The 26806-nt window shown below is 42.5% G+C and carries 24 protein-coding genes; 17 read left to right on the plus strand and 7 right to left on the minus strand.

Annotated features, from left to right (window positions below):
• The first annotated feature begins 8 nt into the window (after positions 1 to 8).
• Positions 9 to 1070 (plus strand): LLM class flavin-dependent oxidoreductase, encoded by a 1062-nt coding sequence (locus MHH49_RS21295; protein WP_217696505.1) that lies wholly within the window; start codon positions 9 to 11, stop codon positions 1068 to 1070.
• 90 nt (positions 1071 to 1160) lie between these two features.
• On the plus strand, positions 1161 to 2249 hold the full coding sequence (locus MHH49_RS21300) for a winged helix DNA-binding domain-containing protein (RefSeq protein WP_076129880.1): 1089 nt from the start codon (positions 1161 to 1163) through the stop codon (positions 2247 to 2249).
• Positions 2250 to 2635: 386 nt separating this feature from the next.
• On the opposite strand, the gene baiCD is transcribed toward MHH49_RS21300, so the two are convergent.
• The gene (baiCD, locus tag MHH49_RS21305) at positions 2636 to 4561 is read right to left on the minus strand and encodes a bile acid Fe-S flavoenzyme BaiCD (protein ID WP_341087152.1); all 1926 of its coding nucleotides are present in this window, start codon (positions 4559 to 4561) and stop codon (positions 2636 to 2638) included.
• A gap of 181 nt (positions 4562 to 4742) precedes the next feature.
• Between baiCD and MHH49_RS21310 the strand changes: the two genes are divergently transcribed.
• Both MHH49_RS21310 and MHH49_RS21315 read left to right on the plus strand, forming a co-directional pair.
• Positions 4743 to 5264 carry a PadR family transcriptional regulator gene (locus tag MHH49_RS21310; RefSeq protein WP_036688994.1) on the plus strand — a complete coding sequence of 174 codons (522 nt, stop codon included), beginning with the start codon at positions 4743 to 4745 and terminating at the stop codon, positions 5262 to 5264.
• 212 nt (positions 5265 to 5476) lie between these two features.
• On the plus strand, positions 5477 to 5755 hold the full coding sequence (locus MHH49_RS21315; RefSeq protein ID WP_076306955.1) for a hypothetical protein: 279 nt from the start codon (positions 5477 to 5479) through the stop codon (positions 5753 to 5755).
• 66 nt (positions 5756 to 5821) lie between these two features.
• Here the strand turns inward: MHH49_RS21315 and MHH49_RS21320 are convergent, their stop codons facing one another.
• Both MHH49_RS21320 and MHH49_RS21325 read right to left on the minus strand, forming a co-directional pair.
• Positions 5822 to 7090, minus strand: a complete 1269-nt coding sequence (locus MHH49_RS21320) for an alkaline phosphatase (RefSeq protein ID WP_076129878.1) — start codon at positions 7088 to 7090, stop codon at positions 5822 to 5824.
• Between the two features lie 127 nt (positions 7091 to 7217).
• Positions 7218 to 7826 (minus strand): methyltransferase family protein, encoded by a 609-nt coding sequence (locus MHH49_RS21325; protein ID WP_076129877.1) that lies wholly within the window; start codon positions 7824 to 7826, stop codon positions 7218 to 7220.
• Between the two features lie 107 nt (positions 7827 to 7933).
• Between MHH49_RS21325 and MHH49_RS21330 the strand changes: the two genes are divergently transcribed.
• Positions 7934 to 8464 (plus strand): hypothetical protein, encoded by a 531-nt coding sequence (locus tag MHH49_RS21330; protein ID WP_076129876.1) that lies wholly within the window; start codon positions 7934 to 7936, stop codon positions 8462 to 8464.
• Here MHH49_RS21330 and MHH49_RS21335 read toward each other — a convergent pair.
• Entirely contained in the window at positions 8434 to 8982 is a 549-nt protein-coding gene (locus MHH49_RS21335; RefSeq protein WP_076129875.1) for a MepB family protein, read from the minus strand. The genes MHH49_RS21330 and MHH49_RS21335 overlap by 31 nt on opposite strands.
• Before the next feature lie 253 nt (positions 8983 to 9235).
• Between MHH49_RS21335 and MHH49_RS21340 the strand changes: the two genes are divergently transcribed.
• From MHH49_RS21340 to MHH49_RS21385, 10 genes are all read left to right on the plus strand, one after another.
• The gene (locus MHH49_RS21340; RefSeq protein WP_076129911.1) at positions 9236 to 9427 is read left to right on the plus strand and encodes a cysteine-rich CWC family protein; all 192 of its coding nucleotides are present in this window, start codon (positions 9236 to 9238) and stop codon (positions 9425 to 9427) included.
• A gap of 85 nt (positions 9428 to 9512) precedes the next feature.
• Positions 9513 to 10082: a 5' nucleotidase, NT5C type gene (locus tag MHH49_RS21345; protein WP_076129874.1), complete on the plus strand. Its 570-nt coding sequence runs from the start codon at positions 9513 to 9515 to the stop codon at positions 10080 to 10082.
• A 219-nt stretch (positions 10083 to 10301) separates the two neighbouring features.
• Positions 10302 to 12002 (plus strand): molecular chaperone HscC, encoded by a 1701-nt coding sequence (locus MHH49_RS21350; protein WP_076129873.1) that lies wholly within the window; start codon positions 10302 to 10304, stop codon positions 12000 to 12002.
• Positions 11999 to 13483 carry a J domain-containing protein gene (locus tag MHH49_RS21355; protein ID WP_312148318.1) on the plus strand — a complete coding sequence of 495 codons (1485 nt, stop codon included), beginning with the start codon at positions 11999 to 12001 and terminating at the stop codon, positions 13481 to 13483. The genes MHH49_RS21350 and MHH49_RS21355 overlap by 4 nt, the downstream gene beginning before the upstream one ends.
• 16 nt (positions 13484 to 13499) lie before the next feature.
• On the plus strand, positions 13500 to 14177 hold the full coding sequence (locus MHH49_RS21360; protein WP_051491590.1) for a DUF1266 domain-containing protein: 678 nt from the start codon (positions 13500 to 13502) through the stop codon (positions 14175 to 14177).
• 599 nt (positions 14178 to 14776) lie between these two features.
• A complete protein-coding gene (locus MHH49_RS21365) occupies positions 14777 to 15400 on the plus strand; it encodes a TetR/AcrR family transcriptional regulator (protein WP_076129871.1) in 624 nt (207 codons plus the stop codon).
• A 42-nt stretch (positions 15401 to 15442) separates the two neighbouring features.
• Positions 15443 to 16690 (plus strand): MFS transporter, encoded by a 1248-nt coding sequence (locus MHH49_RS21370; protein WP_179086768.1) that lies wholly within the window; start codon positions 15443 to 15445, stop codon positions 16688 to 16690.
• Between the two features lie 34 nt (positions 16691 to 16724).
• Positions 16725 to 19064: an ABC transporter permease gene (locus MHH49_RS21375; RefSeq protein ID WP_341138465.1), complete on the plus strand. Its 2340-nt coding sequence runs from the start codon at positions 16725 to 16727 to the stop codon at positions 19062 to 19064.
• 14 nt (positions 19065 to 19078) lie between these two features.
• Positions 19079 to 19843 carry an ABC transporter ATP-binding protein gene (locus MHH49_RS21380; RefSeq protein ID WP_036688966.1) on the plus strand — a complete coding sequence of 255 codons (765 nt, stop codon included), beginning with the start codon at positions 19079 to 19081 and terminating at the stop codon, positions 19841 to 19843.
• 65 nt (positions 19844 to 19908) lie between these two features.
• Positions 19909 to 20481 (plus strand): DUF305 domain-containing protein, encoded by a 573-nt coding sequence (locus tag MHH49_RS21385; RefSeq protein ID WP_076297672.1) that lies wholly within the window; start codon positions 19909 to 19911, stop codon positions 20479 to 20481.
• 86 nt (positions 20482 to 20567) lie between these two features.
• Here the strand turns inward: MHH49_RS21385 and MHH49_RS21390 are convergent, their stop codons facing one another.
• Positions 20568 to 22430, minus strand: a complete 1863-nt coding sequence (locus tag MHH49_RS21390; RefSeq protein WP_178944157.1) for a rhamnogalacturonan lyase — start codon at positions 22428 to 22430, stop codon at positions 20568 to 20570.
• A gap of 156 nt (positions 22431 to 22586) precedes the next feature.
• Between MHH49_RS21390 and MHH49_RS21395 the strand changes: the two genes are divergently transcribed.
• Both MHH49_RS21395 and MHH49_RS21400 read left to right on the plus strand, forming a co-directional pair.
• A complete protein-coding gene (locus tag MHH49_RS21395; RefSeq protein WP_076272008.1) occupies positions 22587 to 23636 on the plus strand; it encodes a phosphotransferase in 1050 nt (349 codons plus the stop codon).
• A 242-nt stretch (positions 23637 to 23878) separates the two neighbouring features.
• Positions 23879 to 24181, plus strand: a complete 303-nt coding sequence (locus tag MHH49_RS21400; RefSeq protein ID WP_341138466.1) for a hypothetical protein — start codon at positions 23879 to 23881, stop codon at positions 24179 to 24181.
• Between the two features lie 248 nt (positions 24182 to 24429).
• Here the strand turns inward: MHH49_RS21400 and MHH49_RS21405 are convergent, their stop codons facing one another.
• Both MHH49_RS21405 and MHH49_RS21410 read right to left on the minus strand, forming a co-directional pair.
• A complete protein-coding gene (locus tag MHH49_RS21405; protein WP_339809795.1) occupies positions 24430 to 25695 on the minus strand; it encodes an MFS transporter in 1266 nt (421 codons plus the stop codon).
• A 48-nt stretch (positions 25696 to 25743) separates the two neighbouring features.
• The gene (locus MHH49_RS21410) at positions 25744 to 26655 is read right to left on the minus strand and encodes a LacI family DNA-binding transcriptional regulator (RefSeq protein WP_076147527.1); all 912 of its coding nucleotides are present in this window, start codon (positions 26653 to 26655) and stop codon (positions 25744 to 25746) included.
• Between the last annotated feature and the right edge of the window lie 151 nt (positions 26656 to 26806).

A 26806-nucleotide genomic window follows, 5' to 3' on the forward strand; every position in this document is an offset into this window, starting at 1 on the left:
ACATCATCATGATGGAACAATATAGAATCGACGAGAATAAGGGTTTAGAAATAGGTTTATATACTTTAGGTGATCATGTTGCAGATGCCTTAACAGGTAAACCAATCAGTGAACGACAACGGATTCAAGAGATCATTGCTGCCGCCAAATTAGCAGAGGATGCTGGATTAGATGTATTTGGAGTGGGGGAGAGTCATCAGGCGAAATTTATTACTTCAGCAGCATCGGTCGTACTTGGAGCTATAGCAAACGCAACGGAACGAATCAAGCTTATCAGTTCAGCGACTGTATTGAGCACAGCAGATCCTGTACGTGTACATGAAGATTTTTCGACATTGGATTTGTTATCCGGAGGCAGAGCAGAAATTGTTGCTGGACGTGGATCACGATTAGGAGCTTATGAACTGTTCGGATATGACGTGAGGGATTATGAAGAATTGTTCGAAGAGAAGATTGAATTGCTTATGAAAATAAATAACGAAAAAAGAATTACCTGGGAAGGGCAATTCCGTCCTGCTCTGAATGATATGGAGATTTTTCCGAAGCCTCTGAATGGTAAACTGCCTATCTGGCGAGCGGTTGGTGGACCTCCGGCAAGTGCAGTTAAGGCAGGAAGAATGGGCATCCCGATGATGCTGGCTGTTCTAGGTGGACCTGCTTCAGCGTTCAAGACCTCTGTGAATATGTATCGTCAGGTTGCCGCACAATCAGGTTTTAATCCGGCAGAGCTGCCGGTGGGTACAACCACCCTTTTATATATCGATAAAGATTCACAGCAAGCATTCCGTAACTATTACCCATATTTAAATCACATGATGAAAGAGCTTCGTGGATCAGCGTACCCTAAAGACCAATTTGCTGAAGCCATGAGTGTGAGAAATGCGCTGCTCGTAGGCAGCCCACAACAGGTTATTGAAAAAATCCTTTATCAACATGAGCTGTACGGACACAATCGTTTTCTGGCTCAGATTGATATTGGTGGTTTACCTTATGCTCAGGTTGAGCAAATCATTGATTTGTTGGGATCGGTAGTCGCACCAGCCGTAAGACGGGCCACAGCTAAGAAATAAGAAAAACTATGAGATTGGAAAAAATTATATTAAAATTATTCCAATAAGGTTAAACGATGGTTTGAGAAGGATCACTTAAGGAGGCAAAGTGTGACGAATAAAATGATAGCTGCGCAACGTTTATACAACCAGAAGATCGTTGATTCCAAGCTAATCAAGCCCGAACAGGTCGTTAAAGAATTAGGGGCAGTACAGGCGCAGGATTACATGCAGGCGATGTGGGCGATCGGGTTACGTATTCCATCTTCGAGTTTAGCTGATATAGAGCGTGCTATCGCTGATCGCAAGATGATTCTGAATTGGACGCTGCGAGGTACGCTTCATTTTGTCCCACCGGAAGATGTAAAGTGGATGCATCAGCTATCTGTGCCGCGTTTAGCAGGACAAACAAAGCGGCGGAATGCAGAGCTTGGGCTAGATGATCAGACACTAGAACGTTGTAGACATATTATAGTTAATGCTTTACAAGGTGGAAAGCAGCTAGATCGTGCTCTTTTACTTCAGCTAATAGAAGAAGAAGGTATTCACACAGGGAACCAGCGTGGTTATCATATGTTGTGGAATGTTGCGTACCAAGGGTTGATTTGTTTCGGACCGATGAATGGTAAGCAGCAAACGATTGTTTTGTTAGAGGAATGGGTGCCACAGTTTCGAGAACTTTCTTACGATGAGTCATTGTATGAACTCGCTCGGAGATATTTCACCGGACATGGTTTAGCAACTGTTCAAGATTTTGCTTGGTGGGCAGGCATCACCCTTACCGATGCTAGAAGAGGTCTGGAAGCGGCCAAAAGTCAACTGCAATCAGAGGTTATTGATGGCAGTGAGTATTGGATGTCTGCTGATCGGCTAGAGCCAGCTGCTGAGGACTCCGGCGTTCATCTGGTTCCGGGTTTTGATGAGTACATTCTGGGTTATAAAGACCGAAGTGCCGTTCTAGAGCCCGACGTTGCTCCTTTAATAGTTCCGGGGAATAATGGTGTTTTTCTTCCGACGATTGTTGTGGAGGGTCAGGTGGTGGGTACATGGAAAAGAACCTTAAAGACCAAGGGGATTGAGATTATGATCCATCCTTTTGCCGAGCTGGGCGATACGGAAAAGTTGGTACTTAAAGAAGCTGAGCGATATGCCGCATTTATTGGGCTGCCGATACTCAAAATGAATGTGAGTGGTCATTGAGATGAGTATTTCACTATTCTCACCATTTTCATTTTTCTTACCATACTTTTGTGCGCATCTCTCTCGCTAACGGACACCGTTGCACTTATTAGCACCTAAATGCTGATTTGCTGAGCTTTTCGGACTCCACTGCAGTTATTCCCGTCGCAGCACCTCTTTTGACCCCTATTTTTGCGGAATAGCGGCATCTAGGTCCGATAGATTCGTAAAAAGGCTATTTTTAGCTCAATAGCGTCTCCTGAGTCCGAACGGCATAATGGGTGAAGGGTGAAGGGTTAAATGGATACCGATTACCGAATAGCCGCTCACGAATGCACTCTGAGTAAAAAATAACCCGGCAGGGCGGACCTGCCGGGTTATTTTCATGAAGCATATAGTTAGCTTAATTAGATTCGTCTAGCTAATTCAGCGCCTTCCCAAATCGCATTCAGCGCTCTACGCGCTTGCACCGCATCGCCAATTACATGATAAGGGATGGAGCTTTCCTCCAAGAAATCCTGAAGGATTTGTTTGTTGAGGGCGCGTGAACCTACAGCAATTACTACATAATCAGCAGGTAGGCTGTGACGTTCGCCGTCTTTTTCAACAATTACGCTATCCCCTTGAATCGCCATACATTTGCTGTTGGTCATTAATTCAACGCCATGTCCATATAGACTTTCCATGACACAGATTTTCCGCAGAAGCCCTAGATCATTAGCAACATCAGCTTGCATTTCAACTACAGTGATTTGATGTCCGCGCTCTACAAGCAGTTCTGCGACCTCAAGCCCCACTAAACCACCGCCGATAATAACGACTCTTCCTTCTGGATGAACCGTTCCCCATAACACATCATGTGAATTGACCACATGTGAACTGTCGATGCCTTCCACAGGCGGAATAATAGGAGAAGATCCGATTGCAAGAATGACCTCATCTGGAGCAATTTCCTGGATTAATTCAGGTGTAACCTCTGTATTCATTCGAATGTCTACACCTTCTCGTTTAGCGGTTTCTCCCATATTCAGAGCGGCTGCAGCCATTTCCTCTTTACGTGGTGCGGCACCGGCAATATAAAGCTGTCCGCCCAGAATGTCATTTTTTTCGCATAATATTGGATGATGCCCACGTCGTTTCAGGGTGACAGCTGCTTCTAATCCGCCAGGGCCACCACCAGCAATAAGTACTTTTTTGGGGATACCCGTTTGCTGCAATTCATATTCACTTTCACGGCCGGTTGCAGGATTAAACACACAGCTGATAAATGGAACATTAGGATTCACGAATCCATCGAAGCAGCCTTGGTCGCAACCCACACATTTAACGATCGTGTCTGCACGTCCGGCTAAAGCTTTATTGCAGAATTCCGGATCTGCCAGCTGCGCACGCCCAATGGCTACAAAATCAGCCAAACCCTCCGCAATAATCCGGTCTGCAATTGCTGGATCATTAATACGGCCTACGGCAATAACAGGGATGTTAACCACAGATTTAATTTGTGCTGCGTTATCTACATTGAAGCCTACAGGTAAATCGATCGGCGGAACTTCATATTTAATCGCAGCGCCAGCAGGGACCCCACGAGATACATTAATAGCATCAATTCCAGCTTCTTCAGCGAGCTTTGAGAAGAGCTTCATATCTTCCAGCGTAAGTCCGCCCGGTAGATCCTCAATCGCAGAGATTCTCATCAAGATAGGGAACCCAGGTCCAACCGCTTTCCGGATAGCCCGGATACAAGCCAGCGGGAAGCGGCAGCGATTCTCCCAAGAACCGCCGTACTCATCCTGACGAAAATTCATTGCAGGACTTAGAAATTGTTGGGGCAAATAACCATGGCCGGCATGGAATTCCACACTGTCAAATCCGGCTTTCTTCGCACGTAATGCTGTATCTGCGTAAGCTTGAACCATCTCGCCGACTTCATGATGCGCAAGTTCACGTGGTATATGAGTCACGCCTTCAAACGGAACAGGTGAAGAGGAGACCTGAATTAGGTTGGGAGTTACTTTACCTCCATGCCATAACTGTAGACAGCTTTTGCCTCCTGCCTCTCGAATAGCTAATGCTAATTGAGCCATACCTGGAATGAATTTATCATCATAAAGGGCAGGAGCATCATCGGAGGCCGCCGTTGGGTGAATAGTTGTTACTTCTACAGTATTTAAGCCGTTGCCGCCTATAGCTCGTGCTACATGGTAATCAATCAGACGATCACTGACGTATCCACCCGGCGCATTCATTTTCGTGCCCATCGCTGGTAAAATGACCCGGTTCTTAAGCTCCATATTTCCGATTGTGCCCTTGCTAAATAAATGTGTGAATTCCATATGATAACTTCCTCTCTACATATAGGTTGAAAATAAATAGGTTATTTTAACCTATATTAGCGAAAGAACAGGGTGGAAGTATGTGCAAAAAATCACGAGTGATTTGGCAGGAATGTAGTAATTGAGGTAATATAAGAAAATGATGAACCGGATACGTATTCCGGAAGCCCGGAGGATGATTATGGATATTGAAGTTTTGATTCTGGCCCAATTAATGAAAGGGGCCAAACATGGTTATGAAATTAAAAAAAACATTATTTTTGTAATGGGCAATGATAAAATCGTAAACAATAACTCGCTTTATCCAAAGCTGAAATTATTTGAAAAGCGAAAATGGGTAATCAAAAAAACGGAAATTCAGGAACGCCGGCCTAAACGTTATGTATATTCTATAACTACTGAGGGTGAGGAGCGGTTTAACACCTGCTTAACAGAATTTACGCTGGAGACTATTCGAATTGATAATGAATGGTCTATTCGTCTTGCTTATTATGAGCTTTTGGATCAGGAGACACGTAGAAGATTGCTTGATTACAGAGAGACTTATATGAACGAAAAGCTGGACCATTTACAGCAGTTATCCAAAGTAGTTGGCAATAGTGAGGATATGGATTACTCTGAGGAGCTCTATTTTTACACCCGAAGTATGGTTTTACGAGAGATCGAGTTAATTAAGGAGCTGTCACGTAAATTAGAAGCATAAGGAAACCGTTGGATTAGCTATAAAAATAGAATTTTATAAACACACCTCGCTGTAATCGTTAATTAACGGTATATTTGTAAAATCGATTCATAGTTTAGCTTTAGGTTTTCCGCTTGTGATTGATATCATCATCTTTATTTTGGGTTTGATCATATTGGGAATCGAATATTTCACATCAGATTAGTTGAACAATGGGAAGAAGGGGTGTCTTCTTGAAAAGAATATACATCGCAGTCCTAAGTTTTGTACTTCTGCTTGTATTAACCATTTGTGATCGTGAGGAAGTCAGCAGCACGGCGATGCCAGAGATAACCATTCATATGGATGGAAAAGTGATTCAATCTCAGACCCTCTCCAGAGAGGTGGGCATAGAACTGGATGATGAGAGTGCGCTTGAGCCTGGAGCAACGATCAGAGGATTTCATCTGACAGGTAAATGGGCGGATCAGACTAAGGATATCATTTTTGTTGTGCGAACAGATGCTAAGTAAATACTGTATTTTAAAATAAAAAAGACTACCCAGAAAAAAATCTGGCTAGTCTTTTATTGTTCGCCTTTATTTTTTGGCTTTAAAACCTGATGCTTGCATAAGCTTGGTGAATACTTCGGTGTTTTCGTAGATTCCAGTAAATAATTGTGCATTTTTGCCCATAGCTGTAATTGGAATATCAACCGCAGTATGGCCTGAGGTCGTCCAGTCCACTACAAAATTGTGTTTGGAATTGGCGATGGCGAAAGGACCGTCTTCTTTGGATATGCCGTCACCGGACTCATCATCTGCGTCAACTGCTTCAATAGAAAATCCGCCGGTCTCATGGTCGGCAAGCACTAGAACCAGTGTATCTGGATTCTTTTTGGCGAAGTCTTTGGCTACTTGCACGGATTTGTCCAGTTCTTGACCTGATTTAATCGTCATTTTAGCGTTGTTTTGATGTGCAAATTCGTCAGTGCCTTCTTCTTCCACCATAAGGAAAAATCCTTTTTTATTTGTTGCTAGCGTATCTATAGCTTTCTTAGTCATCTCGGGCAGCGATACCACCGGATTATAAATATCTCCTTCACCCTCAGGCTTTTGCTGGAACATTTCCTCGTTTGCGAATATTCCAAGCAGCTTGCCGTCTTTTGCTTTTTGCATATCCGCTTTGTTCGTTACATAGGTGTAGCCCAATTGTTTAGCTTTATCCACAAGGTTACCTTGCGTTCCTTTGCTTTTTTCTGAAGGATCTTCAGCGGGTTCATCTGGGAATTTGCCGGGATTGCCTGCCGGGTACCAGAAATCCTCACCCCCACCGAGCAGAACATCAACCTTGCTCTTTGTCAGAAGCTGAAGAGCGATATCACTTTGCTTTGAGCGGTCTTCAACGTGAGCACCAAATGCGGCGCCAGTCGCGTCTGTAATCTGACTAGTGGTAACGACACCTGTTGATTTCCCGGCATCTTTAGCATATTCCATAATGGTCTTAACACTTTTTTTATCGGCATCCATTCCGATAGCACCATTATAAGTCTTCACACCGCTGGCATAAGCAGAAGCAGAAGCAGCCGAATCTGTAACAGGGACAGTGGAGCTTGTATGAATTAATCCAACGTATGGCATGGAATCCATTGCTAGATTTCCTTTTTCACCTACGGTGGCAAGCCGGATGGCATCACGCTGAGCAGCACCCATTCCGTCTCCAATAAACAGAATTACATTTCTTGTGTTCGAAGATGCTGCGTCTGCTTGATTAGGTGCATTTGTAGTGACTATGCTGGATACAAAAAGAGCAGTTGCCGCTGTCGCTACAATTGCTGTTCTGACGCCATACTTTTTCGGTGATTTCATAATTTCCCTCCTAATGTATGTTTACAGTCTCATATTATAGTAGTTACATTAAGAGAATGTTTTCTGGACTTGTAAAAAATGTAAAATGGTATAGTGAATATAAATTATCGGAGCTTGATAAAAGATTTTAAAATAAAAAATATCTGGGTGTATTATTGGCATATTGGATATATTCGTCTCCGAATACGGACTTTAAATGTTGCTCTTCTTGAAGAATTAGTAAATGAATCGCGGCAATGTTAAGAATGAATATTAGGAGTGTTAACAGATTGGGGTACATCAGATACAATCCCAAAAACATGAGATCAAACCCGACAAATGCAGCGTTTCTACTATATTTATAAATACCGTGTGTGATGAGTTTGGTTACAGTAGTCTTATCAATCCCAACTCTCCATGAAGTGCGCATAGCAATCATAGCTTGAATGAAAATGGAACATCCGAGGGCAGCTACACCCACACCGCTAAAGTGAATTACAGGAATATCAAACGTTTTGTCTACAAGTGTAACCATAAAGGACTCTGCTACGGAAAAAACAAACCATGCTGCGCCCCATAAAAAAGTAGAGGTTTTTACCAATAGCTCGGTATAATGGATCTTAGATAGTTTAGCGCCTTTAGCCAGAACGTTTCCTTTAATGTGGTTTTTCTTGTAAAGTATAAGGAGCTTTAATAGATAAGAAATTAGGAAGATGCAGAAAAGAAGTAGAGATAGGATATTTTTAAGATCGCTCATTTTAATTTCCTCCTCACTAATACATATGAATGATTGCTCATGTGTTTGTTTATATCTTATTTCCTAATATTGTACATGTCAACTAATTATTGATTTAGGGGGATATCGTGAAAATAAGAGTATACAAAAAACGGTGGCTATGGGTGTTGGTTATCGCGGTTATTGTACTTGCAGGTACTGTAATCGGTATGCTGGTTACGCAAACTGGGCTTGCAACCTTTACTTCCAATGCTTATGGAGTCTCTTTGAAGTATCCAACGGAATGGGTCGTAGATTCAGCAGATGATAAGAAGGGTCAGGGGGAGGATGGTTTTTTTCAATTATCCGCTATGTCTGGAGAGGGACAATCAATAGATGAAGTTGCTGAAATCGTTGCCTCCCATCAGCTGAAGCCTTATGGGTCCAATCCGCAAATTACTGAACTGACATTAGAGAGGTTGAAAGAGGAAGAGAAGGCAAAGTTGATTATGCCTTCTGCTGACCAAGGGGAGGAATGGAATCATCAAGCGGCGCTTATAATTAAATATCCCGAAGCGGTGAAAATAGGAGATGATGTATACTATTATTTTATTTTGCAGGGCGATAAGGAACATGTGGAGGAGATAGGTCAGACCGTAAGATTTACGGGTAAACCGTAAAGTGCTTGCGCACGAAGGTAGTCTACGGGTTTATTTGCAGGGATATCCAAGAAATATTCCGACTGCCATGTTTGCGTTTTTTGAGCTTGGCGACTCGTGGGAATGTCCCAAGGCGGGTAGACTCGAAAAGCTCTTTTTCCACCTTCACCTTTATCAGATAGAATATCTTGTTCTCTTAGGACAGCTTTTGGAAAAATAAATTGGCCAAAGTGATTCCCATTTCGTGTACTTATAACGAAGAGATCAGCAGGATCTGAGATGTCATAGGGTTGGATGGGATGATCTCCAATTCGCTCCCATAGTGTCACAAATTGCCCGACTTTAGTGGGTGTGATTTTAGCCACCCGGAATCTAATGGCCAGTGCATTTAAGGTAAAGATATATGCTCCGTATTCTGCATTTTGCGGTTCAAGAATTGGATCGGAGCAATCAAACCTGCAAGGATTATATACTTCTTCCATGGTAGCAAGTAAGTCACTATGTAGGGTATCTAAAAAGCTCAGCTTCTTATCATTCATCTGTTATTCTCCCATTTGAGTTCGTAATGTTCACTATCTTAATGCAAGTGAACCGAGTTCACAAGTGTAGGAATAATAGAGAAATTGAAGTTATGCTAAAGTTGGAATCTTTATAAATGGTTATGGCGGTAACCTATTCTGGGAGTTGTTTGTTTTACTTACTGGCGTTTTGTCATTTGTTGGATTTATTTTATTGATATGGTTTTCCAAAGAAAAATAGTTTGTGATTTTTGGGGGAGTAGAAATTTTGAATATGATGAACATACTGGTTGAAGAACGCCATTGTCCTTTATGTAAAGAATTGAATCGTTGTGGCGCTGAAGGCGGTGACTGTTGGTGTTTCCATACAGAAATTCCACTCGAATTGCAAGAACAGATCCCGGAAGAACTGAGAGGGAAAGCTTGTATCTGCCAAAAATGCGTAGAAGCATTTAATAAACATTAACGGGGATTTTAATTAACTCTCGACGAAAACCGTAATTTCATTGTATATAATTAAAGTGTAATCTAAAAAAATAATGGAGGCGCAGATGAGGAAGCCAATAATTGCAGTAGATATGGATGATACAATTTGCCATCTAGTGAAGCGAGCCATATACCATAATAATAATGATTTTCCCACGCATCTGCTGCGGTATGAGGAAATGCTTGATTGGAATACGGATCATTTACGTCATCCGGATTGTACACAAGAGATTTTCTATGGGCGGCCCGGTCTGTATGAAGAGCTTGAACTGTTTGACGAACATGTCGTAGGAGAAATGGAGAAGCTGCATAACGCTTATGATGTAATTATAGTTACGGCAGCCCAACCCCAGTCGGTGGTGGAAAAATGGAACTGGCTGCAGAAGCATATGCCGTTTATTCCGATTGAAAATTTCTTTACCTGTAAGCGAAAAAATCTTATTAACTACGATCTATTGATCGATGACGGGGTGCATAACCTGGTTCCGGCATTGCAGGAGGGAAGAAAAGTGCTTTGTATTCCGCATCCATGGAATTTGCGGGCCCGTGAACAATATGCTTTTCCATTATTGACCTCATGGGAAGGTGCAAAAGAGAAGATAGATCAGATGTTAGGACGTCCAGAGAACGAATGAGACTGTTTTTTTATAGATGATGTACAGAAAAATATCCTCCGCCAAAAAATGAAGGTATCCCATTAGCCATTGTGGCTTTTGAGATACCTTTTTTATGTCTATTGCAGAAGCGCAATTTCATTATTATGCTCTGGATGTAAATATGTTGAATTAGTGACATTTCGATTCTTGGACTCTTTTCTTTGTATATTATTGTATATAAAAGGAGTGGAGATAGTAGTGAGAACAATCGGAATTGATTTAGGAACGACCTATAGTCTTGCTGCTTATTGGGACGGCAGTCAGGCTGTAATTATTCCCAATGTACTCGGGGAGCATGTAACACCCTCGATTGTTAGTGTAGATGCAGGGGGAGAAGTATTAGTTGGAAGAATCGCACAGGAAAGACTGATTACACATCCACAGTTAACCGCCTCGACTTTTAAGCGCTTTATGGGATCAGCAAAGAAATACACGCTAGGTACGATGACTTTTACTCCTGAAGAGTTATCTTCTTTTGTTCTGCGATCACTGAAAGAGGATGCGGAAAATCATCTAGGTGAGTCCGTAACGAAAGCTATAATCAGTGTTCCGGCTTATTTCAATGATGTTCAGCGGAAAGCAACTAAGAAAGCGGCTGAGATGGCTGGTTTACAAGTAGAGCGGCTTATTAGTGAACCTACGGCGGCGGCACTCGCTTATGGCCTGCATCAGAATCAGGAGACTTCATTTCTTGTTTTTGATTTGGGTGGAGGAACCTTTGATGTGTCAATCCTGGAGCTTTTCGAAGGGGTAATGGATGTTAAGTCGATTGCCGGAGATAACTATCTTGGCGGGGAAGATTTCACAGAGATACTAGTGGCCTATTTTATCCAAAAGAATAAGCTGGACGCTGAATCGTTAACACCAATAACGAGGTCGATGTTGTATAAGCAGGCTGAGCAGAGTAAACGAATTCTTGGTACAGAGTCTGCTGCGACTATGCGGATAGTTATTAAAGAGGAAGAATACGTGCTGACTATAGAACGCTCAGAGCTTGAGCAATTGGTACAACCATTACTAATACGTCTAAGACAGCCGATAGAAAGAGCATTGCGGGATGCTTCTCTGCAGCCTTCCGATCTGGATGGGATTGTGATGATTGGGGGTGCGACTAAAATGCCTCTGATTAAGCAAATTATCAGCCGTATGTTCGGGAAAATGCCTTATGCGAATATCAGCCCAGATGAGACCGTCGCACTGGGAGCTGCGGTTCAGGTGGCGCTGAAGCAGCGTGATCAAGCGCTGGATGAAATGATTTTGACGGACGTTTGCCCCTATACATTAGGAACCAGTGTTCTGCGAAGAGGTTCAAGCGGACAAACGTCATCTGGACATTACTTTCCGATCATTGAACGTAACACTCCGATTCCTGTTAGCCGGGTAGAACGTCTATATACAGCCGCAGATAATCAAAAGATCATAAGTGTGGATGTGTATCAGGGGGAGAGTCCTCGCGTTGAAAATAATCTTTTCCTGGGAGAAATGGAGTTTCAGATTCCGCAAGCACCTCGGGGAGAAGAAAGTATAGATGTGAGATATACATATGATGTGAATGGGATTCTTGAGGTGGAGGTTACAACCGTTTCAACAGGTCAGAAGCATCAGATGATCATTGAGCAAAATGCTGGTGGAATGACGAAAAAGCAAATTGAAGCTCGTTTACTGGAACTGCGGAGTATCAAAATTCATCCGCGTGAGCGTACCGAGAACAGGCTTCTGCTTGCTAGAGGTGAGCGTTTATATGAAGAGGTGCTTGGGGACCAACGGAAATTTATCGCACAGTGTCTGAAAGTATTCGAAGATGCTTTATATACTCAGAACGAGAAAGTGATTGAAAAAGCGGCACAAGCTTTCAATGAGCAATTGGCGGAAATTGAAGGGTGGTCATACTTCACATGACAATCTGGAGTATGTTGGAGATTGAACCCACAGATGAACTAGCTATCATCAAAAAGGCCTATGCCAAAAAACTGAAATCGCATCACCCCGAAGATGACCCTGAAGGATACCAGCAGCTTAGAGAAGCTTATGATACAGCTGTGAAATGGGCCCGCTCCGGGCAGCGTATAGCAAGCACTGTCCCTTCATTGGTAGGTGAGGATAAGAAAGAAATAGCAGAAGCAATATCAAAAGAAATAGAAAAAATGGTGATACAAGCAGAAAAAGTAATACGAGTAGATGAAGTTGAGGAGGAAGAAAGCGAGGAGGAAGAACAAGAAGTTGCGGAGGAAGACACCGAGGAGGAAGTAGAAGGGGCTACTACTATACCGCATGAAAACGAGTGGGCGCTATTTCGCCCACTTCCCATTCAACTTGATGCTGATCTTCAAGAACAGCCAGCAGATATTTTTGACAGACAAATTAGGGAACTGTATGCGGATTTCTCGCGGCGGATTAAACAAGCTTCGTGGCATTCACTTTTGAATGAAGATTTCATGTGGAGTATAGAGCATCGTGATCGGCTAAGGGATAAGCTTATGTTGTTCCTTGATCAGTATCGAAATTTGCCTCATGCCGTATGGGAGGCTTTGGATTCATTTTTTCATTTTCGTGAGGACAAGGAAATATTTCTTCAACGTTATGATAATAAGTTAGTTGAGTACATACTAGGGCAGGTCGACGGAAGCATGGAAATGCGTTATGAGTGTTTCCTTTTGCAGGAGTCTCTTGAGTTTGACATAGAACACTATCTAAATCTGAGGCGATCCGCTCAATTCATGCTGATGGAGGATAAACATACTGAAGCGGGTCAACTGCTCGACGAAGCAAATAAGCTGTTTCAGAATGATCCGGATCTGCAATTATTGCGAGCTAAGAATTGTCTGGATACTGCTGATTATATGGAAGCGCTGGTGTGCTTGGACCGAGTAACCACTATGTGGCCTAACGAAAGAGACGGTTACTTATTAAGAGGCCGGCTTCTCTACTATTTGCAGCGTTATGAGGAAGCGATGAAGGATTGTGAATATTTGCTGCAAGAGGATGCTGGAAATAGAGATGTGCAATGTTTAATTCTGGAATGTAAGATTGCATGTTCTCAAATTGAGGAAGCTCTTACACAAACGGAGACTAATGAGCCTAAAAAGGACGAGTTCATTCATTTTCGTTACCTTGCGAATAAGTTCATGTTGAAGAACAAAAAACTGTATCCACAACGTCTTCGTATCTCTTCGCTCGTAAGCATTGGAAAGAGCATTATAGGGTCTATATTATTCTATCTATTGCTTTTCCTGAAATTAAGCTGGTTCTATATTTTGGTATATACCATATATTATTTTTCAGTATCTGAGCTTCCCCCGCTTGTCAATGCGGTGTTCATTCTTATTTTTCTATGGAAAATCAGGAAGATTTGCAAAACAGCATACCTATTCACGAACTAATATCAGGAGGCTCTATATGCTGAAGGAATACAATGTTAAGCAAAGAAAACGATTGGAAATGTATTTCCGCTGTCTTTCCTCTACCTGCATACGTGGTCTCTTAGGGAGATACTATGTGGTTTATGAGTTTGATTTCAGTAATGTCTTCTTCAAAAGAGGTTTAATCAAAAATGCTTGTGAAAGATGGAATATCGAGGATGCTAACTCCTTTCATCGCCAGATTCGCTGGCTTCTAGAAGATGGCAACCGTGCAGAATATAGATCTTTACATGCTCGTTTAGCCACACTTTCCGAAACCTCACGCAGTAAATATCTTGAGGCACATAAGGATCATGAGGATTTTGTTAATCTGAAGGTTGTTGCACAAGGTATACATCAGTTGCCTTCTGGTGACATTTCTGCTTTTGGGTTAGCTTGGGTAATTTATCTGAGCCGGATTGGTTATGTTGAAGATTATTTGAAGAAGGAAGAAGCCTGGGAATACAAAATAGAAGCCGCAAGGCAGCTACAAGAACGTTATAGCAGTTGGGCGGATTATTATATAGCCTATTCCTTGGGCAGCAAATTTTCATTAGTACAATCCGGCGGATTAGATAATCTATTTGAGACGGGATTGCAGAAGCTCATGCGAAATAGCAGCATTCTATACAGGGAAGCCGTTTGGGGGCAAAATCTCCAGCCGGAAGCCACTTAGTCCGAACTTAGGTAATTAATACCTATTGATTACCTATTGAATCCCTATCCCGTGTTGCTTAAGGACCCAGAGGACGCTATTTGCAAATTTATAGCCCTTTGAGCCGGTTTTCGGACTCCAGTGCAGCTATTCCTTGAGGAAGCGGTCTTTTGTGGTGTTTTTGATGCCAATAGGTGCTATGCGGTCCGTTAGGAATCCAAATGGGGGATAATGCAGCGTATAAGGTCAGCTGTGTCCGATAAGCTGCGTCGTAAGTGCAAATGTGATCCAAGCAAACGAAGTTTAGTAGTTTAGTGTTACAACGCGAGCAAAGGTATCTCCATGGATCAGATCAAAGAGCAAGCTAAAAATAAGATGCAGCAGTAAGACCAAACAGTAAAACCAAACAGTAAACAATAAGACCAAACAGTAAACAGTAAGACTAAAACTCAACAGTTAAACCCAACAGTATATCCCAAAACGAGGGAGTTCCAGCTGCTATAACGTAGCTTTTGGAATTCTCTCTTTTTTGTGATGCCGGATTAATCTTGACACGATCTAATATTTGTATATAATTGGAATAGACCGACGGTCGGTCGATAGAATGGAGGACGTTGCAGATGAGAATTTCCAAAGAAGCGGAAGAACGTAGAAATGAAATATTGGATACAGCAGAAATGCTGTTTTTTACGAAAGGGTATACCAAAACGACAGTGAATGATGTCTTGCAGGCTATAGGTATTGCGAAGGGAACCTTTTACTATTATTTTAAATCGAAGGAAGAGGTCATGGATGCTGTTGTGCTGCGATTTATTGATGCTGGTGTAGCAGCTGCTAAGCAAATTGCTGCAGATCCTAAGCTGACCGTTCATGAAAAGCTGCTGCAAATCATTATGGCGCAAAAGCCGGATACGGACAGAAAAAGCCAAATGATTGAGCAGTTCCATCAGGCTGATAATGCACAGCTGCACCAGAAAAGCTTGGTGGAAACCATTTTGCGGCTAACTCCTGTTTTGACGGAGGTCATTGAGCAGGGCATAGAGGAGGGACTGTTTCACAATCCGTATCCCCGGGAGACGATGGAATTTCTATTGATTACCTCTCAATTTCTTTTTGATGAAGGGATATTCAAGTGGCAGCCTGAGGAAATCATCCAGAAGATAAGAGCTTTTATCTATACGATGGAAATTACGCTGGGGGCGGAGAAGGGCAGCTTCGACTATGTGTTTCAAATGTTTGAGTAGGGGAGAGGGAATATTCTGAACAACAAATCCTTCGGAAATTTTATGATCATTTGGATGGGGGAGTGGATATCCAGTGTTGGCAGCGGGTTGACAGCTTTCACCTTAGGGGTTTATGTGTTCCAGATGACACAGACTGCCTCTAGCGTGGCACTTTTAACCTTATGTGCTTTTCTCCCTTCCATTGTGCTCAGTCCTTTTGGCGGCGTGTTAGCGGATCGGTTTGATCGGCGATTGATGATGATAGCAGGGGATTTGTTGTCTGCTTTTGGACTTGTATATGTTCTCATCATCATGCTGCTGGGTGAACCTCATTTATGGCAGATTTGTCTGGGCGTGACGTTTAGTTCGATTTTTGTATCCTTGCTTGAACCTGCCTACAAGGCTACCATTACAGATTTATTAACAGAGGAGCAATTTGCCAAGGCTAGTGGTTTAGTTCAGCTTGCTGCGTCCTCAAAATATCTTCTTTCCCCTATCCTTGCCGGGATTTTGCTTAGCTTTATGGATATAAAAACTATCCTGCTTATAGATATCTCAACCTTTCTAGTTACAGTTCTTGCAGTGATGGCTGTTCGCAGGAATCTACAGACTGAACACAGAGTTCCAACGAATCAGTCGTTTGTAAAAGATTTGAAGGAGGGCTGGGATGCTCTTATTTACACGAAAGGTGTACTGCAGCTTACGATCATTTTGTCTGTCGTTACTTTTTATGTGGGTTTTCTCCAAACCTTATATACGCCTATGCTTTTACCCTTTACGGATACGAAAACTCTAGGCACGGTATTATCTGTAAGTGCTATAGGGATGTTGCTCGGCAGTCTGATTATTGGAGTTTTTAGCATCGATCGTAAATATATCAAAGTATTAGCGCTCGGCCTAGGATTCGCCGGACTGTTTTTTTCTTTGGTGGGTCTGACCACGAATGTTGCTTTTATTACAGCTGCTGGCTTTTTATTTTTTGCAACGTTGCCTTTTGTTAATACCAGTGCTGACGTTATGATTCGCAACCATATCCCAAATGACACACAGGGGCGGGCATGGGGGATCATTGGCATTTTATCACAACTTGGTTATGTGGCTGCGTATGCTTTTGCTGGCATATTGGCTGATCAAGTGTTTAATCCTCTTTTACGAGAGGGAGGTCTGCTTGCTTCATCAGTAGGTAAGGTGATAGGCACAGGGGAAGGACGGGGAATCGGCTTATTATTTATCATCTCTGGTTTGCTCATCATTATTATGGCATTTGTGATCCCCCGAATGAAATCAATTCGCTGCCTTGAACGTGAATAATTGAATTCCGTATTAGAGAGGAGAAGGCCCGTCAATGCTGCTACGAATTGTAAAAAGAGACCTTCAACGCAATAAAATCATTACCTTCGGATTATTTGTGTTTATCATGTTATCGGCTTTGCTTGTTGCTTCAGCGTCGCAAGTGATTATAGAATTGTCGGGGTCCTTGAATCAGCTATTGATTAAATCTAAAGCCCCTCATTTCGTGCAGATGCACGCAGGACAAATCGACAGCTCAGCAATCGAGAGCTTTACAGCTACTAATCCACTGGTGAAAGATCAACAAACCGTAGAGATGCTTAACTTGGATGGATCTAACGTTTATCTAGGCAGTAACCAAGGCTCGGAAGCAAACAGCGTGATGGATATCGGCTTTGTAGAGCAGAATCCTTCGTTTGATTTGCTGCTGAATTTAGAGAACAAGGTGATTGAGGTATCGGCAGGAGAAATCGCTGTCCCCATTTATTATATGAAGCAAAAGAATCTGAAAATCGGCGACGTAGTTAGCGTTTTAGGTGAACAGTTCGATAAAAAGTTTGTGATTACTGATTTTGTAAGGGATGTCCAAATGAATCCAGCCATGGTCAGCTCCAAACGTTTTGTCGTAAACGCTGCTGACTTTACAGCGCTTAAACAAAAGCTCGGCGAACCTGAATACCTGATTGAATTTCAGCTTACGGATCTATCCAAGCTCAATGATTTCCGCAATGAGTATCAATCCTCAAATCTGCCCAATAAAGGCCCCTCTATTGACTATCCTTTATTTAAAACGCTGAATGCACTGACGGATGGGATTATCGCAGTTGTTATTATTTTGGTAAGTGTTCTGCTGATGCTGATTGCTATTTTATGTCTCAGATTTACGATGATCGCTACCTTGGAAGAGGATTACAGAGAGATAGGTGTCATGAAAGCGATTGGGATCACGCAGCAAGATATTCGCAGCATTTATTTAGCAAAATATATCGTGATGGCAGCCGTCGCCTCTGTATGTGGATATTTACTATCTTTAGGTGTGGTGCGTTTGTTTACAGCCAATATTACTTTGTATTTGGGCGTTGCTCCTGCCAGTATACTTCAATATTTTGTTCCTGTCCTGGCGGTAGGTTTGATCTTTGGAGTTGTTGTATTCTTTTGCCGGATGATTCTTAGACGCTTTAATCGCATCACGGTTGTAGAAGCTTTACGGTCAGGTACGAGGGGTGAAGCAAGGATTAACACAAGCAGATTTTCACTTAGTAAGCGTAAATTTGTTAACGTGAATGCTTTTCTCGGGGTAAAAGATGTTTACGGGCGCTTCACCATGTACGGATTATTGTTCTTCGTATTTGTGATCAGTTTGTTTATCATTCTAGTGCCAGTGAATATATTGAATACCCTTCAGTCTCCCCGGTTTGTTTCTTATATGGGCGTCGGTCAGAGCGATATTCGTATAGATTTGCAGCAATCGAACCAAATAGAGAAGCGTTTTAATGAGATGATAACCAAGCTTGAAAATGACCCGGACATCTCTAAATTATCTCCACTGATTACTTCTAGATTTAAGGTATTAGGTAGTGATGGTGTATGGGAATCGCTAAATGTTGAAACCGGTGACTTTACTATTTTTCCGCTCTCGTATGTTAATGGAGGAACTCCTAGCAGTGCAAGTGAGATCGCTCTTTCTGACCTGAACGCCAAGGAACTGAATAAAAAGGTGGGGGATACCGTTTTTTTAGAGGTTGCTGGGGTGGCAAAAAAATTGACTGTTAGCGGGATCTATCAGGATATAACTAATGGTGGCCGAACCGCAAAAGCGCAATTGCCATATGATCCGAAGACGGTTCTCTGGTATGTAGTAGCTTTGGATGTGAACCCGGGAATTTCCGTCCAGGCAAAAATGGATCAGTACACCAATTTATTTTATCCAGCAAAAATCACTCATCTGCAAAGCTATTTAGCTCAAACATTAGGAAATACAATTCGCCAATTGAAGCTAGTTACAGGCTTATCCATCGTTATCGCATTTTCGATTTCGGTATTGATTACCTCTTTATTTCTGAAAATGCTGCTTGCCAAGGATTCTTCGCAAACCGCTATTTTGAGAAGTGTTGGCTTTACGTTAGGAGATATTCGTAGGCAGTATCTGGTAAGGATGCTGATAATATCAGGGCTGGGCGTCATTCTTGGTACTTTTGCGGCTAACACTCTCGGGCAAAAAATTGCTCAAATGCTAGGCTCTTTTATGGGTGCTTCTAAGATACAGTTTGTAATCAATCCGGCGGTAGCCTATCTTATTCTTCCGCTACTTTTCATGCTGATTGTAGCGCTCACCACCGTAACAAGCACGATCTCAATGAGAAAATCCAGTATAGCCAAACTAATTGTCGAATGATAGGAGGTGGCAGAATGTTCATATTAGAGACGAAGGGGTTAAAAAAAAGTTATTCAACAGGGCAAGGAACTCCGCAGTCGATATTAAAGGATGTTCAGCTTCAGGTGTCACAGGGGGAATTCATAGCTGTCATGGGACCTTCTGGTTCAGGAAAATCAACATTGCTGTATACGATCAGCGGGATGGATAAGTTGACAGCGGGAAGTGTTATTTTTAAAGGGCAGGAGATCAGCGGAGTTTCAGAGAACGAATTAGCCGGACTGCGCTTAAAGCATATGGGCTTTATTTTTCAGCAAATGCATCTGTTAAAAAACTTGAATATCCGCGACAATATCATCCTGTCTGCTTATCGGGCGAGAACCAGCAGCCGTAGAACTATCAATAAAAGAGCAGCCGAGTTAATGAACAAAACAGGAATTGCTACGCTGGCTGAACGTGATATTACACAGGTGTCAGGAGGACAATTGCAAAGAGCAGCAATCTGCAGAGCACTCATTAATCAGCCAGATATATTGTTTGGCGATGAGCCAACCGGGGCGCTTAACTCAAAAGCAGCTAGTGAAATCATGGACATATTAGCAGATATTAATCAATCAGGAACAACGCTTATAATCGCCACACATGATGCCAAAGTCGCTGCTCAAGCTGAGCGTGTCTTATATATGCTAGATGGCAGCATTGCAGCTGAGCAACGGCTTGGAAAATATAATCGCGTAGATGGTGAATTGAAAAGGCGGGAGGAGAAGCTTGCGGCCTGGCTATTAAAGCTGGGATTCTGATTGGGGATCTAGGATCATACCCATAACGTTTCTCATACACTATCCAGAAAGGAGTTATGAACCTTATGGATAGAAACTGCAAACTAAGCAATGTGACACAAGCTTATCTGAATGCTTATTATAATATTCTAAATACCATGATTAGAAGAATGACATGTGTTCCGCTATCGTGTAGTATATCAGACACCTTTATTCAACAGATGATACCGCATCATATCGCAGCTATTGAGATGTCTCGTAATATTCTTAAATACACGACCAATCTTGAAATACAGCGTATTGCTACAAGTATCATTTCAGCACAAACCAAAAGTATCTCCAATATGCAAGCTATCCAGTGCAAATGTAGAATGCTGACGAATACAGATTTTGAACGATCTCAATACATGAAGAAATTCGAGCAAATAACGCAAACGATGTTCTCAGAAATGGGATCGGCAACTGTAACCAACGGAGTGAATGCGAATTTTGTACGAGAGATGATACCCCATCATGAGGGCGCTGTACGAATGTCAAACAACGTTTTACAGTTTAATATCTGCCCAGCACTAAAACCTATTTTATATGCAATAATAACCACTCAATGCGAAGGCATTAAACAATTAAAAAAACTATTAACGCACCTCGATCATTGCTGATATAAACCGAACAAAAAAGCAATTGCCCCGGCACATCCGGATAACTGCAATTGCTTTTTTATTCACTTACTAATTCTTTAGAAAGCTTACGGCACTACGTAGATATTGGGTTTAGACACAGTGGGCATACCGTTGCCTAGGAAAAATCCTGTGTGCGGAGGTTGATTGTAAGCTGTATTCTGCCAGGCAATGCTCAACCGATATACTGGATCATGCATTAAGGTATATATTTTATTAGTGGTGATGTTCGTAGTTGTATAGATTCGTAGAGCCGAGTTATCGGACTTTCTCCAGATAGCCTCTTCGCGCCAGTCTCCAAGCAGGTCGGCCTGTAGGCTTGGCGTTGCTTTGGTACTATTGTTGGATGCTACGCTCGCTCCGGTTAATAAATTGGTAACGGAGTTGCTTGCAGGGTTCCATTTATCAATCTTGACACCATCCAGCAGTTCGCGGGACAAGTCGCCATCCCACCAAATTCCAAAATTCACAGAAGGCATTGTGCTGCTTATTTTGGTGCCTGTAATGGAGTAGAGGCCAACGCCGTGAGCCCATACCTCTTCCCCGGGATAATTGGGATCAATATCGGCAGCCATCCCCCGGCCGGTATCTTTTCCCGTGTATACACCCCATAAGACCGTCCCGTTTGCAGCATCCCATACCGCAGCGCCATAGGGAGAACTAGTATTTTCCATGACTTTAAAAACTTCGAGACCGGGGCGGTTCGGATTTAAATCGCCTACATGCAGCGCGTCTCCATGACCCAGCCCTGTATTGTATAAGGTCGCACCGTTATTATCAATGGTTAAGGCACCATAAATGATCTCATCCTTACCATCGTTATCCACATCGGCTACACTTAAGCTATGATTACCTTGACCGGCGGTTCCAGCATTGGTGGAGCTATTGCTATCAAAGGTCCATTTACGAGTCAAAGCACTGCCATTCCAGTCAAAAGCTACAACGACTGTGCGTGTATAATAACCACGTGCCATAATGATGCTTGGATGTACTCCATCCAGATAGGCTACTCCTGCTAAAAAGCGGTCTACTCGATTGCCGTAATTGTCACCCCAACTGGATACCGTTCCTCTGGCAGGAACATAATCAATTGTGGTTAAGGCTTTCCCCGTTTGTCCGGAAAATACACTCAGATATTCAGGTCCGGTCAGGATATATCCACTGGAATTGCGATAATCTGCACTTACGTTTCCAATGGTTACGCCAACTCCGTCAACCGTACCGTCTGCTGTTTTGCAGACTACTTCGGCTTTACCATCACCATTGAAATCATAGACTAGAAATTGAGTATAATGTGCGCCAGCCCGAATATTTTTGCCCAGATCAATTCGCCATAGCCGAGTTCCATTCAGCTTATAGGCATCCAGATAGACGTTGCCAGTATAGCCACTTTGCGAGTTGTCTTTGGAATTGGAAGGATCCCACTTCAATACGATTTCATATTCCCCGTCACCGTCTAAGTCACCCACGCTGGCATCATTGGCACTATAGGTATAACTTACGCCATCTGGCGTAGTGCCGCCAGCCGGAATTTGAATTGGAACGTCCAAATAATTGTTGGCCCATACATTTGCTGCTGGAGAATCAGATTGCTCAATACCGCCAACGATTGCTCGAACTGTATAGCTAGACGAAGCTGTGCCGGCGTTATCCTGATAATTCGTGCTGTCCGTGATTGGGGTAACGTTTACTTTTGTGCCATTGCGGTATAAATTAAAAGAAACCGACAGTTCTTCTGTTCCGAGTAGCCGCCAGCTCACAAATACACCGCTGGATACCTTGACTGCTACTAGTCCCCGACTTAGCTTTTCCGCTTGCCGGGCAGCTGCTGCCGAAACAGAGGAAAGAGAGCCAAAAGCTGCCGTCCCTAACGTAAAGACTAAAAACCAAATGATTACAAGATATCCTGACTGATGTAACCGCTTACTCATTAACGAAGCCTCCTTTTCATTTTTGGTTCACGAGGGTTACACAGGATGTCATAGTGAACAGTACATAATATTTCATAAAGACAAAAATATGTTTTAAATTTACTTGAACCATTTTAAATGAGTACGACTTTACTCACACAGAAAGGAATACATAACATGGAAAATATAAGCTATAATTTAAAATTCGCTACACTTTGTGCCAAATATAATCTGGGTCTGTTGATGAATGAACCTGAACCGATAACAGGTGGACTCTTGCACAGAATGTATCGCCTGCAAACGGATAAAGCGCAATACGCAGTAAAGGCCTTAAATCCTCAAATTATGCAACGAGATACAGCCATGTCTAATTATATTTTTTCTGAAATGGTTGCGAATCTGGCTTATCAAAAGGGGATCCATGCTGTTCCGGCAATCGTATCTAATGGCAGTAGTATGCACGAGGTTGAGGGGCAATTTTATTTATTGTTTCCATGGGTTCAGGGGAAGGCATTACCTTTAGGTGAAATAGATTTAGATTGTTGTAAAAAGATTGGGGCAATTCTTGCGCAGCTCCACATCATCGATTTCTCACAGGGAACGGATGATCATCACTTTGAAACGCTTATAGCGTCTAATGCTGCAGTTGCCAATTGGAAAGAGCTTGCTCTCAAAGGAGAGCAGCAGCGTGCAGAATGGTCAAGCTTGCTGGCAGATCACCTGCATAAGATAGAGAATTGGGAGGCATTGATTCATTCTTCAGCGAGTCTATTGACGAATCATTATGTTATCAGCCATCGGGATTTAGACCCCAAAAATGTCTTGTGGGATGAGCGGCAAGCTCCAATAATAATCGATTGGGAAGCAGCAGGACCTATTCATCCGACGTTAGAGCTGATAGATGTAGCTTTATATTGGTCAGGTTCTGAATCGGGAGATTTAAGCAAAAAGGCATTCTCAAATTTGATTAACAGCTATCTGGAGCATGGCGGAGAGATTTATGCGGATTGGCAGGTTGTGCTCAACTATGGCTTTTTGGGAAAATTAGAATGGTTAGCTTACAATATCAGACGTTCGCTAGGACTGGAGAGCTCGGATGACGCAGAACGGGAGCTGGGTACTTGTGAGGTAATCCGTACGATTAATGCATTACAGAACTATGCAGATTTTATTCCACAATGTTTATTATGGTTGGGAGATTTAGATAACCGTCACTACCTTTGGTGAGGATCATTTAGCAGGCCAACCTGCCAGGGAGTTTTATCGGAAATTAGGATTTAGTCCTTTGCAGGAATATGTTCCCGATGGACCGGATGGGGGTTCACGCCAAAAGTTTAAACTGACTGTAAGTTAAAAAGGAGGACTTATGAAGAAGTTTATAGTTATATCTGGCGTCTCGCTATTTTTACTGGCGATTTCTTTTAACCCATTGTTCAACTATATACGTGAAAACAGGCAGGAAAGCAGATATGACTCCATGGGATGAAGAGGAGAAGGCCCCGTCTGGTGATATTGTCAAAGTTCAGTTCTTATTAAATGATCAAAAAATCTCCACCCCTGATGAAATATGGCTATCCAATCGGGACAGAGGCAGCAGATATTTTTCGTGGATAGATATTCTCACAGTAAAGGACCGAAAGACTGGTGAGGAACAAGTAAGTATAGTCCAAAGACTGACCGATGATAGTCAACCCATGGAAACAAGAAAATGGAAAATCATCACGATTGCACAAAACGGAGATGTAGACGAAGAGGTTCTCAGCTATGCATAAAGAAGCAACAATCATTTAGGTGTCAAGCTAATCGAGTTCTCCGGTACCTCCCTTATAGGTATGGGGTATTATTCAGATGTTACTAAGGCCTATCCTAGTATTTTCTTCCCACTCCTATTTCCGTTTCTAACTGGAATAGCGGGTCTCCTGTTATTGATTTTTCTGGTTGTTCTATTACTGTTTGAGCTTCATCTTAGACGCGTTATTAGAAAAAGAGGGAGATAAAGAACACAGGATACATTCTGAAATTACTTGTAGTTTCGAATTACCTTTAATTTAGTGATAGTTGATAAGGCAAACAGCAGCAGTAAGACTCCGATTGAACCCATGACAGGACCAGGGCTGAAGAGATCAGACAAGAACGAGACAGCAGTAAGACCAATGGATGGGGCTACACTCATGATAGAACCTAATACACCGAACACCCTACCCTGGATGTCTTCTGAAACTTCCAGCCTAAGGATTGTATTAATCAGCAACGTGGAGAATGAGAACATGAAGCCAATCACAAGAATGATAGGAATGGCAATCGCAGCGGAAGTGACGAATGATAACAGGAGGTACAGGGGACCGAGACATAGCAGTCCAGTCATAATAAGGAAACCTCTGTTTTTCAATTTGGAGCCAAGCAGCAAGATCAGTCCGGACCCGATCATATAACCAAGTGGAATACAGGCTTCAATAAGTCCAAACTGAAAGGGAGTGGAATCCCACACTTTGACGGCCATAACCTGCGTCAACATCAGGGAGGGGACAAAAAATAAGGTTAAGGTAGGAAGCATAATCATAACGGCGCGTGCGAAAGGATACCTCCTAATATAGCGAATTCCATCAACCAGATCCTGTGTGAATTTCCGTTCTTTCTTGGGTGCGTTATTTAATTGAGTTGGCAAAGGAAGGGAGCGAACTGCTAAAACGAGCAGAAAGGAGAGGAAAAATGTAGCTCCATCAAATAAAATAGCGTCGGCTGCTCCAAAACTCGCTACGAAAATCCCACCGGCTGAATAACCAATAGTCCGGCAGATGTTTTCAGACAAGTTCAACAATCCTACCGCTTTTTGTAGATGTTCTTTACCAACAACAGTAGTGATAGAAGCTTGGTATGCCGGGGACTGGAATAAAGCTGAAACGGTCGTAAGACCCGTCAGTATAGCGACTATAATGAACGATGTAGAGGGCAGGGAAATGGCTAAAGCAAGTGTCACTACGAGTCCGCAACTTATCAGATCGGTGATCAGCATGAGGGTTCGACGATTGACCCTATCCGCAAAAGTTCCCCCTATCGATCCAAGTAAAGAACTGAGCACTAAATTGATTATCGTGATGATGGCAATCATTTTGGCGCTGCCGGTCGTTTGCAGTACCCATAAACTTAAAGCAATACTATGAAAAGTGTTACCGAATAAGGAAATGGAGTACGAACTGAGTAGCAGCAGGAATCTCCGATTTCTCCAAAGAGAGGGATGAGCTTGAACAGCAGGGGGAACTTGTTTCACTAATACAGGACCAGACATAAGTTATGCTCCCTTCAACTTAAACGCTTAAGTGAATAGACAAAAAAATTATTCTACAAAATAACAATTATTTTCTTGTGCGGAGTAGTCAGAATGATGCAATAATTTGTCCATTAGTTCAAATGCAGTAGCCGCTTTATCCCCTGTGAAAATGAATTTATGAACGTCATCGCCTAATATTTCCGGACAATTGCAGGTGCAAAGAACAGAGAGTTGTTCGAACCTCCCGTTTTTTTCAACGTAACTTCCAATAAACTCATTAATGACAATGGCCTCTTTATAGCCCCCCTCCTGTAAGAATGTATTTAATTCCTCCAAATTGACAACGGTAAATATCGCTTCTTCAGGTAATGGAATACTGTCCTGAATAAAGCGGGTGAGGAAAGAGTTATTGAAGCTCTCCATAATTAAACATACCTGTGAAAGGTCCTGTGGTTTTACCTTTTGTAGAGCTGCTCGATAGTTGAAAAGGACCTGCTTAAAGAGTTTATCTTCAATCATGCTGTCGATCAGAATCAAAGGAATTCCTTCTACAAAATGCTTGGAGATCGAATAAAAGGCTTCCTCGCGCACATCGATTAGAAATACAGCCTCCAGCTTTCTTTCTACGATAATATCCAAAGAAGGCTGATCAACATCAAGTGAATATAGCAGCGTATGGTAACCAGCATTTGTTAACCGTTGTTCCAAGGCATGTATAAATGAGAACTGGGCATGGAGCTTCCAGTGTGGTGTATGGGCTGAGGTGTTAACAAGCACACCTACCAATCCTGTTTTCTGATTCGCAAGTGAACGTGCCGCCAGATTGGGTATGTAGTGTAGTTCCTCGGCAAGCTGAAGAATCTGCTGGCGCGTTTTCTCAGGAATGGTTTGGTTGCCGACACGATTCAGAACATAGCTCACTGTTGCGACGGAGACATTGGCACGAAGTGCGATGTCCTTCATGGTTGTCTTTTTCACCAGTAAATAGCTCCCTTATCCTTGTGATATTTTCTAAAGATTAACATTCTGATCCCAAAGCGTCAATGGGAAGTGAGTGTGCAGTTAGATGACCCTGCTAGGTTCTAGAAATGGAAGAATTACGGTGAAATTAATCTATCGGAATCAATAG

This window comes from Paenibacillus sp. FSL F4-0122 (assembly GCF_038002845.1).
GTDB classification, from domain to species: domain Bacteria; phylum Bacillota; class Bacilli; order Paenibacillales; family Paenibacillaceae; genus Paenibacillus_AQ; species Paenibacillus_AQ odorifer.